The 10,506-nt window shown below is 47.8% G+C and carries 7 protein-coding genes and 2 pseudogenes; 5 read left to right on the top strand and 4 right to left on the bottom strand.

The window, feature by feature from the left end:
* Positions 1–310: 310 nt before the first annotated feature.
* Both lipA and Q0991_RS21850 read left to right on the top strand, forming a co-directional pair.
* Positions 311–1,189, top strand: a complete 879-nt coding sequence (gene lipA / locus Q0991_RS21855) for a lipoyl synthase (protein ID WP_299492554.1) — start codon at positions 311–313, stop codon at positions 1,187–1,189.
* Between the two features lie 243 nt (positions 1,190–1,432).
* Positions 1,433–2,356 (top strand): Ycf66 family protein, encoded by a 924-nt coding sequence (locus tag Q0991_RS21850; RefSeq protein ID WP_299492552.1) that lies wholly within the window; start codon positions 1,433–1,435, stop codon positions 2,354–2,356.
* A gap of 24 nt (positions 2,357–2,380) precedes the next feature.
* On the opposite strand, the pseudogene Q0991_RS21845 reads toward Q0991_RS21850, so the two are convergent.
* A pseudogene (locus tag Q0991_RS21845) lies at positions 2,381–2,992 on the bottom strand (Uma2 family endonuclease).
* A gap of 157 nt (positions 2,993–3,149) precedes the next feature.
* On the opposite strand from Q0991_RS21845, the gene Q0991_RS21840 reads away from it, so the two are divergent.
* Positions 3,150–3,452: a hypothetical protein gene (locus Q0991_RS21840; RefSeq protein WP_299492548.1), complete on the top strand. Its 303-nt coding sequence runs from the start codon at positions 3,150–3,152 to the stop codon at positions 3,450–3,452.
* 352 nt (positions 3,453–3,804) lie between these two features.
* Here Q0991_RS21840 and Q0991_RS21835 read toward each other — a convergent pair whose 3' ends face one another.
* From Q0991_RS21835 to Q0991_RS21830, 3 genes and pseudogenes are all read right to left on the bottom strand, one after another.
* Positions 3,805–5,865, bottom strand: coding sequence for a bifunctional serine/threonine-protein kinase/formylglycine-generating enzyme family protein (locus Q0991_RS21835; RefSeq protein ID WP_366525040.1), 2,061 nt, complete (start codon positions 5,863–5,865; stop codon positions 3,805–3,807).
* A gap of 18 nt (positions 5,866–5,883) precedes the next feature.
* Positions 5,884–5,955: pseudogene (locus Q0991_RS25320) on the bottom strand (4-Cys prefix domain-containing protein); the annotation flags it as partial.
* Between the two features lie 293 nt (positions 5,956–6,248).
* Complete coding sequence (locus Q0991_RS21830) at positions 6,249–6,770, bottom strand: AAA family ATPase (RefSeq protein WP_299492544.1); 522 nt, start codon at positions 6,768–6,770, stop codon at positions 6,249–6,251.
* 377 nt (positions 6,771–7,147) lie between these two features.
* On the opposite strand from Q0991_RS21830, the gene ileS reads away from it, so the two are divergent.
* Together ileS and Q0991_RS21820 are read left to right on the top strand one after the other, a co-directional pair.
* The gene (gene ileS, locus Q0991_RS21825; protein ID WP_366525038.1) at positions 7,148–10,060 is read left to right on the top strand and encodes an isoleucine--tRNA ligase; all 2,913 of its coding nucleotides are present in this window, start codon (positions 7,148–7,150) and stop codon (positions 10,058–10,060) included.
* Positions 10,061–10,121: 61 nt separating this feature from the next.
* A complete protein-coding gene (locus Q0991_RS21820) occupies positions 10,122–10,421 on the top strand; it encodes a DNA adenine methylase (protein WP_366525039.1) in 300 nt (99 codons plus the stop codon).
* Positions 10,422–10,506: the final 85 nt, after the last annotated feature.

Below are 10,506 nucleotides of genomic sequence, written 5' to 3'. Positions count from 1 at the left end.
ACAGGAGCAGTTGAGCCTTTTAGAGAGCTGAGGTCTCACCCCCTGACCCCCTTTCAGGGGTTCTTTCCAAACCTCCGGTTTTACCGGAGGTTATTGATTGTCTTTAGTGGTGCTTCACATTATTGAGAACGGCCAGCCTGGGGTCGGGATAAGCTGGGCCTGAATGCCTAGGTAAAGTTGGTTCGGAAATAGCTCAGCCTGGATGTTGGGTTATTGCCAGTCTCACCGAGTTGAAGAATTGACTGGTGAGCAGTATTCAGCCTGAACGAACATCCCTTACATTAGAAACAAAGCATTTCAGGTCAGTGTAGTGGTTGTTAAGCCCGATTGGTTACGAGTTAAAGCCCCGCAATGGGAACGAGTGGGCAGTGTCAAAGATATCTTGCGAGATCTGCACCTGAATACGGTTTGTGAAGAGGCTTCATGCCCCAACATTGGGGAATGTTTTCACCACGGTACTGCGACCTTTTTGATCATGGGGCCAGCCTGTACCCGGGCTTGCCCTTACTGCGATATTGATTTTGAGAAAAAGCCTATTGCGCTGGACCCTACAGAGCCACAACGTTTAGCGGAAGCCGTCCGCCGGATGAATCTCAATCATGTTGTCATCACTTCTGTGAATCGAGATGATTTGCCCGATGGCGGAGCTTCACAGTTTGTGCGTTGTATCGAGCAGATACGAGTTCTATCACCGCAAACCACCATTGAAGTCTTGATTCCTGATTTATGTGGCAATTGGGCAGCGCTAGAGACAATTCTGCAAGCTGCCCCCGAAGTTCTCAATCACAATACGGAAACCGTACCGCGCCTATATAAGCGGGTTCGACCTCAAGGAGAATATCAGCGGACCTTGGATTTGCTGATGCGATCTCGCCAGCTTGCCCCCTGGATTTACACAAAATCGGGCATCATGGTTGGCTTAGGTGAAACTGATGCAGAAGTGCAGGTAGTGATGACTGATTTACGCCAAGTTGATTGCGATATCCTCACCATCGGTCAATATTTACAGCCCACAGCAAAACATTTAGGTGTACAAGATTTTGTCCATCCAGATCAGTTTGCTAAGTGGCAAGCGTTGGGGGAAGAAATGGGTTTTCTCCAAATTGTGGCCTCGCCCCTCACGCGTAGCTCGTATCATGCGGAGCAAGTTCAAGCCCTGATGGAAAAATATCCCCGGTCCCGACCTTAACCATAGTGACACTCTAGAAAGTGTCACCTTCAAAGAGAGTCCAGGCCCAACCCATTTTTTATGCTGGAGTTCAGAAATTTAGAAATTTTGTCTCCGCTAGCAAAGCTCGAAGCCCGTGTAATTTAAAGAGGTATGTCTGTTATAGACATGCCTCTTTGATTTTTTTAACTAGATGCTCAGGGAAATGCCACGAGGGTGGTATGAATGGGGAATCCTGTTTATGCTGAACGGAGAATCTAAGCCATGCTTTCCTTAGCCTTAGTGTTGATCGTTGGTTTAGGCAGCGTTGGGCTGTACTTAACAGCCTACGTCTATCCAGAAATTCACCGCAAAACTGATATTTGGTGGAGTGGTACGGGGCTTTTCTATGCCTTAATTCTGCTGATTTATCGCCGACCCTTTGGATTATTGCTAGGGCATGCCGCTAGCGTGGTCCTATTGGTGTGGTTGAGCTACCAAGCGTTGCAACGCCGTTGGGCCATGGTAGAAGCTAGCCCTCCGCAACCAGAAGAAGGTACCTGGGGTGCTCAGGCAAGAAAGATTTCGGATCAGATCATTGTCAAGATTGCTAGCGTAGATTGGCAAGGACTATGGCAGCGAATGGGGGCAAAGGCAAATGATGGAACATCGGAAAAGTCGATTCTGCCTCCAGCGATCAGACAGCGCTTAGATCTGTCAGGGTTGGGTGAAAAACTAAAAGGGATGATCAGTGGCAAAGATGTTGCTGAGACTGATGGTCTCACTGAGTCCATTCAACCTACAGAAGATAGCACGCCTACTGTCAATCCTCACCCTGCCATGACTATTGAGACAACGGTAGAAACAACAGTACAATCTGCTCCAGTCAATGAGCCCACGACTCCAGTGGAAGACAAGATTGCTGAGGCTCCCCAAGATAAAGAACCGAAGGTTGAAGCTGCAGCTACTGAAGTGAAACCGCTGACTCCCAGCTCTGCTGCTCCCAAAGAAAGCTCAGCCAAACCGGACAGTAATCCTGAAACTACTATTCAGGTAGAGCCAGCAGTAGAAGACAAAACAACTGAACAGCCCGAGACCAAAAAAGATGAACTCAAGGCTGAGTTGGACCAAGTCATCTCTGACTTGACACCTGAGGAAGGTCAAGATGCTTCTTCGACTCTTCCTCAACCCCCTGATCCGCTGGGGTAAGGTCATTAAGGCCTGCTGGAGCAATCACCAAATTCTTGCCATGCTCAAGACAAAACCTGGCATCACCTCGCTACAGTTGACGGCATCAGGTGACTCCAATCGTTCTGGCTCTCACCCTGGACGATAAATCTCCACTTGCTTACTTTTAGGATTAATTAATAGCCCCAACTTCACGCCCAGACGCTGATATTCCTGCATTTTCTCTTGCAAGGGTTTCAATCTATCCGTTGTTGAGCGTAGCTCAATCACGAAATCAGGGACAATCGGAATAAACCCAGTAATCTCCACTCCCTCTAGGCGAGACCGCTCAATCCAAGAAACATCTGGTGATAATTTCCCCCCTGCAAAGGCCGTAAAATCATAACCACAGGACGAGTCAAACGCCCGACCTAACCCCGTCTGCCGATTCCAAATCCCCACCTCCAGCGCCAAATCAAAATTCTTCTCACTACTGTCACCACCAGTTGGGGCCATCACAATCAATTTTCTCTCCGCCGTCAACTCAAGACGCAAGTCAGGATTATCAAGACACAGACGATCAAACTGCTCCGGTGTAACCGTCAATGAGGCATTGCTAACGTTAAGTAGCAAAGGCTGCCTATCCATACTAGTCATAGGAGTATGGGCGACTGTCATAAAACTCTAAATATTTGTGTATAAAAGCCTATATCTAAACTATATCTTAGGTTTCTCTCTGAGAGCTGGAAACACAAGGGGAACTTTGTCTTCCCGCTTTGATTTCTTGATGTTTCTTGCTGGGTTGTAGAAAGCTTATTGTAAAGAGACAGAAACCATGAAAAATAGACATCCTATCAAAATCCTTGAAGACTTGTTGTGGAAGATGTTTCCAGGAAACTATCGGCCATATGGATATACATTTGACTGGAAGGTCTCAAAACTATTCTTTGAACATGATTTTTCAAATTTAGAAAATATCGAAGCTGAGTTTCAGCACGAATATGAAGCTATAGTTGCCAATATCCAAGAGGTTTGGGGACCCGCTGACTTTCAGAGGAACGCCAACAGTGGCTCTCCAGACTGGTATTGGAGCAGCATTATCGAAATGAGTTGCTGGAACAAAGAAGAAGGCATGTAGGATCAGCAAAGCAGCCCGAATGGGTTCTAGGGATAATTTTGTGGGGCTGAGTTCTGCAATCAACCAGGAAGCAACATCACTGAAAAAGCTTTCTGCAAGGGACTTACAGCCTGAATCAGCTCACTATCTGTACCTTCACGTCTGCAAGATTAGCCCATGAATACTGGCGACCACAACGAGATCTTTGAATACTCTCCCCCCAGAATTGAGGGGTCGGGGGGCCAACGCAGAATTGGGCGCTATTCATTCCAAAGGTCTATTGGCCGAATATTTTATAATTCAGGTTTAGCCAAGTTAATCGATCGCACGTCAGCGCGAAGGGAAAGGGTAAGAGAATAAAAGAGAGAAAGGGTTACGGAAGAGAACTCGGCGCGGAACACACTACCCGAAAACCGATATTGTCGGCGCGGAAGTCGGGCCTACTGCGGCTGCGAGACGCGGAGCGACAGTACCTCGGATTGTAGAACCAAGAACCGCCGCGTCGTATTCGGCGAGAATCATTATCATTCTTATCAATCCAAGCACTACCATCTGTCGGGGCACCATCATAATTTTTATGCCAATGATCTTGGCACCATTCATCAACATTTCCATGCATGTCATATAGACCAAAGACATTTGGAGGAAAGCTGCCAACTTCTGTAGTCTGTTTTCGATAGTCTCCTTTCGGGCCACTACCATAGGTAAATGTGTCGTTATAGTTTGCTAATGCTGGCGTGATCGTTTCACCAAAGTAGAAGGGGGTAGTCGTTCCAGCTCGGCAAGCATATTCCCATTCCGCCTCGCTGGGGAGCCGATAGTCCTTACCGCTTTCCTGAGAGAGCTTCTGGCAAAATTCCACTGCATCTTCCCAAGAAACATTCTCGACAGGCTGATTAGCCCCTTTAAAATTAGACGGGTTAGACCCCATAATTGCTTCCCACTGGGCCTGCGTCACCTGATATTTACCCAGGTAAAACGAAGGGACAGTAACCTCATGCTGAGGGCCTTCATCATCACCCGTTCCCAGCTCACTGGAAGGTGAACCCATTGTGAAGGTGCCGCCAGGAATCAACACCATCTCTAATGTGTTGCCGCTGTCCAGCTCCTCTGTGAAAAACTCAGCTCGCTCTCGCTTGCGGTTGGTAATGTCTCCTACCTCATCAACACTCACAACTTCAAACTCAAAACTTTGGTCTGCCAATTTATTGGATGAGTTTGTCAGATTTCTGATTGCTTCCCATAACAAGACACTTCCTAACCCCACGCCTCCAAAGGCAGCCAGGGTCAAAAATTGGCGACGATTCGTTTTCTTAGAAACTAAGCTTGAGGAATTCCCGACATTCTCACTCTGTTTAAGCTGTTCCAGTCGCTTGGCTTCTGCTTCCTGCCTAAGCTGTTCTTGCCGCTGGGCTTCAGCCTGCTGTCGAGCTTCGGCTTGCTGCTTGATTCTTTCTTGCCGTTCTGCTTCGGCTTGCTTGAGAATGGGCTGCTCTATCCGAACCACTTCAGCATCAGCCAACCCAATGGATCGCTGAAATTGTTTGAGTTTGTCCCGCACATGGGCCTCCAAAGGGAAAGCAGATCGCACGGCTTTGCTAAATTCTGCTTCATACCGTTGCAGTTTCTCAGCCTCTGCTTGGGCCTTGGATTGATTGAGGTCTGCCAGCACTTCATCAGCACTTTGGTACCGATCCTCTGACCTGACCTGAAGCAATTTATCGAGGATGGCAGCCAGTTGTGAATCAATAGCGTGAGATAAATAGTCTTGCCAATTATTCACCCAGCCATAGCCTTGCATGGTCCACAGATCACCCGGATATTGACCTGTTAGCAAGTGAAAGCAGCTGTACAAGTCACTAGATGCCGTCGCCTTTCCTTCCGCAAACTGCTCCACTGAGAAGTAGCCTGGAGACCCTACCTTAGTGCCCGTGAGGGATAGCTTACTCATCGAAATTTGACGCGCAACCCCAAAGTCAATTAGCACTAAACGCCCATCTAGCTTGCGGCGCATAATATTCTCGGGCTTCAAATCTCGATGGATCAATCCTTTGCTATGGATAAATGCCAATACAGGTAACAAAGCAAACAGAAGTTCCTTAATCTTTTCTGCACTAAATGGGCCATCCGTCTGCAACTCTTTCAGCAGATCTCCACCGTCTACATATTCTTGGGCCAGGTAAAGATAGCCCTCCTCCTCAAAGTAGGCCAGTAAGTCAGGAATCTGTTGGTTTGCTTTGAGACGATCAAGTTGCTCTGCTTCCCGCATAAATAATTCAATGATTTTCTGGTTCGCATTGCTGCTTTGACCTTGATAGAACAGTTGCTTAATCACGCAAGGTCGATTGAGCTTATCCGTATCTTCAGCCAGATAGGTTTTTCCAAATCCTCCCTGCCCCAAGGGTTTGAGGATCTTAAAGCGATTCCTAAGCAAAGGTATCAGCTTCGTTCCACAGGACTCACAAAACTTGCAGCCATCTTGGTTGAGGGGCTTTTCGCAATCTGGATTAAGACAGCAAACCATCGACTTTCAGCCAAGCAAATTTCCATCATCGACCAGCATAACCCTAAGCCAATATTTTCTTGGAATAGACGAATATGAAGAGGGATGGTGAGTACTCGACCACGCTAAAGTCACTAAAAATATCCTGCATTGCCTCGATCACGATGCTGAGATGGGATGGCTTATTGATCCAAGTGAAAGAGCCATCTTGGTTTATCGGCCACAGCAACAGCCCCTCGTATTTGATTGGCCCACTAATCCACTACCTGTACCTTCTTTTGCAAACGACTTAGAGTTGACCATCAAGGAGATCTTCAACTGGTTACTGGAGTAGTGCTGTCGTCCAGTGCCGCCATCAAAGTCTTAAGTGAATCAATGGGTGAATGACCAGCAGTATCTATGACAATTCTGGGGGTTGACCATTCGTGGTATTCGCGACGTTCCACATCATGCCATGTGGGCAATTGCAAGTTGGGAATATCTGTCCGGCGTGACTCGACACGACATTGATGTTCAGACTGATTTGAGCATATCACCTCGATATTTGCATAGGTCGCTGCGTTATTCTTAGCAACCTGTTCCCATTCTCGCCGTGTCAGCTCCAGTGGATTGCAACAGTCTGCGACAACGTTAAGTCCTAGTTGAAGATTGTCTGCGGCGATTCTATAAGCCAGTCGATATCCTTCGCCTTGCACTCGTAAGCCACACAAGTCACGCAGCCCCTGTTCAATCGTGTCGATACGGAGATGGACGGCATTAATCTGTTGAGCAAGGAGTTGGGAAAGAGTAGTTTTTCCGGTTCCGGGTAACCCTGCGAAGATAAAGAGCGTCGGCATGAGATCTAACTTTTGAGTTCTGACACTCTAGTCATCATAGGAACTCCAAAATTTAAGAACTTTTAGCTCCTCAAAAATCCGATGCACCAGTTCAGTATTGGATATTAATTCTTTATGAATTATACCCTTGCATATCATCGACCCATCTCTCATAGGGCGTTGTATAGGGATTCTCTCGTGATACAGCGATTAGTTTTTGGACATTAGGCTTAAAGCCAGAGGTTGAAATCTGGTTTGCATCATTAGATTGTTTAGACAGAACGGTTTCTCACTGAGATTTTGCAGGTCTTGTAGATGAAAAGTTGAAGCATCGTTGAGATCTCGTTGATAATGTCTGAATGACTTGTTGATATTCTCTGCTGTGTTGGCTAGAAATTGTGACAGAACCCGGACGCTATAAAAAGACCGTAAATCTTCCCAAAACCAAGTTTGATATGCGCGCTAATGCGGTGAAGCGCGAGCCTGAACTGCAAAAGTTTTGGACCGATCACAACATTTATGAAGATCTCTCCCAGAATAATCCTGGGGATGTGTTTGTACTCCATGATGGGCCGCCCTATGCCAACGGCGATCTGCACATTGGTCATGCCCTCAACAAGATTCTCAAAGACATCATCAATAAGTTCCAGCTTTTGCAAGGTCGCAAAGTTCGTTATGTGCCGGGTTGGGACTGCCACGGCTTACCGATCGAGCTAAAGGTACTGCAGAATATTCAGCCTGAGAATCGGGCTAAGCTGACGCCGTTAAAATTGCGGTGGAAGGCTCGGGACTTTGCTCTAAAAACCGTTGAGAAGCAGAGCAAGAGCTTTCAGCGGTATGGGGTTTGGGGAAATTGGGAGAACCCCTATCTGACATTGAAGCCAGAATATGAGGCGGCTCAAATTGGTGTCTTTGGTAAAATGGCCCTCAAAGGATATATATATCGTGGGTTTAAGCCCGTCTACTGGAGTCCCAGCTCACAAACAGCCTTAGCCGAAGCCGAGCTGGAATATCCAGAAGGTCATACCTCTCGCAGTATCTATGTCACGTTTAAGGTGACTGGGTTGTCAGAAGCTGCACAGCCTTTGCTCGATGAGTATTTACCTACCCTCAAGGTCGCCATCTGGACAACGACGCCTTGGACGATTCCGGGGAATTTAGCGGTTAGTCTGAATCCCGACCTGACCTATGCAGTGGTGCAAGCGGGCGAAGACTACCTGATTGTGGCGGAAGATCTGGTGGAGACCTTGACGGAAACCTTGGAATCCTCCTTCAAAGTGATCAAGACCCTGCCTGGTAAAGCCCTGGAAAATTCCACCTACCAGCATCCGCTGTTTGAGCGGGAAGGTCCCTTGGTTTTGGGTGACTATGTCACCACAGAATCGGGGACGGGGCTTGTGCACACTGCCCCCGGTCATGGTCAAGAAGACTATCAGGTGGGTCAGCAGTATGGTTTAGCAATGCTGTCTCCAGTGGATGGGGATGGCACGTTTACTGATGAGGCTGGTCCTTTTGCTGGACTGAATGTTTTGAATGGCGGCAATGAAGCGGTGATTGAGGCACTACAATCAGCAGGTGCTCTGTTAAAAGAAGAAAGCTATGCCCATAAATACCCCTATGATTGGCGGACTAAAAAGCCAGTGATCTTGCGGGCGACTGAGCAGTGGTTTGCCTCTGTAGATGGTTTTAGAGAGGCGGTACTGGATGCGATCTCAACCGTCAATTGGATTCCCGCCCAAGGAGAAAACCGGATCACGTCTATGGTCTCAGAGCGATCAGACTGGTGTATCTCCCGGCAGCGCAATTGGGGCGTGCCTATTCCAGTGTTCTACAACGATGCCACGGGAGAACCCCTCCTGAATGAAGCCACGATCCAACATGTGCAGGCGATTGTGGCAGAGAAGGGTTCTGATGCCTGGTGGGAACTCGACAACGACGAACTTCTGCCAGAACCCTATCGCAGCGATGGCAATACCTACCGCAAAGGCACCGACACCATGGATGTCTGGTTCGATTCTGGTTCCTCCTGGGCGGCGGTTTGCGATCAGCGGGAGCCGTTGAAATATCCAGCCGAAATGTACCTAGAAGGGTCGGATCAACATCGGGGCTGGTTCCAGTCCAGCATTCTGACTAGCGTGGCTACCAATGGCCATGCTCCTTATAAAACTGTCTTGACCCACGGCTTTGTCCTGGATGAACAGGGCCGCAAGATGAGTAAATCCATCGGTAATGTAGTGGACCCAGCCATCGTCATTGCAGGGGGCAAAAACCAAAAGCAAGATCCACCCTATGGTGCCGATGTGCTGCGTCTCTGGGTGTCTTCCGTGGACTATGCGTCCGACGTGCCTTTGGGCAAAAATATCCTGAAGCAAATGGCGGATGTCTATCGCAAGATCCGCAATACGTCTCGCTTCTTGCTGGGTAACCTCCATGATTTTGACCCAGCCAAAGATGCAGTGGCTTATAAAGATCTGCCCCAGCTTGATCGCTATATGCTCCATCGGATTACAGAAGTGTTTACTGACGTCACAGAGGCTTTTGAGAGCTTCCAGTTCTTCCGTTTCTTCCAGACGGTGCAGAATTTCTGTGTGGTCGATCTATCCAACTTCTACCTCGATATTGCTAAGGATCGCCTTTATATCAGTGAACCAAATGCCCAGCGACGCCGTAGTTGTCAGACAGTATTGGCCATTGCCCTAGAAAATCTAGCCCGTGCCATCGCCCCGGTGCTTTCTCATATGGCAGAGGATATCTGGCAGTCTTTGCCCTATCAGACAGAGCATCAATCCGTGTTTGCTGCCGGGTGGATGCACCTGGAAGATCAGTGGCAAAATCCTGACCTGGCTAGCCAGTGGGTGGTATTGCGAGAGATTCGCCAAGAGGTGAATAAGGTGCTGGAGCAGGCTCGGGTAGAAAAGCAGATCGGTTCTTCTCTGGAATCGAAGGTATTGCTGTATGTCAGTGATACGGACCTGCGTCAGCAGTTGGAAGCCATGAATCCTGCCACTGGAGTAGGTTCAAACAATGTGGATGAGTTAAGATACCTATTTTTGGCTTCCCAGGTGGAATTACTGGATACACCTAAAAATTTAGATCGATTAATGTATCAGTTTCAGTCTGAAACCCTGGGTGTGGGCGTTGTTAAGGCAGATGGAAAGAAATGCGATCGCTGCTGGAATTACTCTACCTATGTCGGTCAGTCTAAAAAGCATCCATTATTGTGCGATCGCTGCGACTCCATCATCGAAAACCAAATCACCCAAGGGCAGATTAGTAAATCTGAGGATGGAAGCTATCAACCGACAGTTTGAGGCCAATTAACATAAAAACAGTCCAACAAAGATAGGTGATTGACCATCAACGTAAGCGTAAATAATTTGCAGTTACCTGGCTGAGATCGCTGACCGTATCCAAACCGTCCAATTCCTCAATCTAGATGCTTTCGATTGCATCCAAATTTATGACGCTCCTAAAACTTTGTTCTACTGCGACCCACCCTATCCCCATAGTGCAAGGGGCAGTAAAGATAAACGTCATCTGCAACCCCACACACCGAGACGACAATATCGTCATGAGCTAACAGATGAAGACCATCGGCGATTGGCAAAGGTATTACACCGCATTCGTGGGCAAGCCATCATCAGCGCTTATGACTGTCCCCTTTGGGGATGACAAGGGTTTCACAATGTGGTCTGAATCAGTGATAGCGCCCTCATGCCTCTCTGGTAATTGAGTCGTTTATGGGGTTTCAGTTGCA

Source organism: Acaryochloris sp. IP29b_bin.137 (genome assembly GCF_028285745.1).
Classification (GTDB): Bacteria; Cyanobacteriota; Cyanobacteriia; order Thermosynechococcales; family Thermosynechococcaceae; genus Acaryochloris.
Note: the sequence above shows the minus strand (reverse complement) of the source record. Positions and strands in the feature narration are given on the sequence as shown.